At 73.3% G+C, this 778-nt stretch carries 1 protein-coding gene; it reads right to left on the reverse strand.

The genetic code is table 11. From position 1 onward, the window contains the following. On the reverse strand, positions 1 to 778 hold a 778-nt coding region (locus PV364_RS41120; protein WP_319666061.1), incomplete at both ends, for a replication-relaxation family protein.

Genomic DNA, 778 nt, shown 5'->3' on the forward strand with positions numbered 1-778 from the left:
CGGTGCGCTGGAAGAAGCGGTGGTAGCGGGCGATCTTGTCCGCCAGTACAGCTGCTGGTTCGGTGTGGTTGTCGACCTCCACGAACAGCACGGGCATCTGGTCCTGTGGTGCCGTCAGCACCGCGTCGGCCCGCAGGCTGCCCCTGCCGGGTGCTGTGAAGGTTCCGGTGACCGGGAGGATCACTTCGGTCGTCCAGCCGCGCAGGGTGCCCAGTCCGCGCGGCCGGGCGGATACCAGCCGTGGTTCCGGCTGGAGTGGCGGGTCGGGCTCGGTGCCGGTGCCAGGACCCGCGCTTGGGGGTGTGGGGGCGGCCCCGGTGCCGGCTACGGGCCCGGCTTCGCCGGCGAGACGGGGGTGGCGGCGGGGGACGGGGTGGGTGGGCTGCGGTGGTGACTGGCGGAACGCGTCGATGGTGTCGGTCACTTTCAGCGCGTGCGCGGCGCCGGCTTTCGCAGCTTCCCGGGCGGTACCGCCCATCTCCCTGGGATATCGGCCGAGTTCGCCGGCGGCGGCCGCCAGCCCGGCCGTGGTCAAGTTCCACACGTGCTCGGCCACCGGCTTGCCCGACCGGCCGGGCCGGTTGGCCGACCCCACCGTCTCCACCAGCCCGGCCGCCTTCAGGTCCTTGCACGCGTTGCGGACCGTCTGCACATCCGCCGTTCCCGGCAGCACCAGCTGTCGCAGCTGTCCGGCCGTTGCGACCTTCACCACCCCCAGCGCCAACAGCACCAGGCCCCGCACCCGGGCCGTCGACCCGTACGGCCACCGCCTGCTCCC

Origin of the sequence: Streptomyces sp. MI02-7b, assembly GCF_033793585.1 — a bacterium.
GTDB lineage: Bacteria > Actinomycetota > Actinomycetes > Streptomycetales > Streptomycetaceae > Actinacidiphila.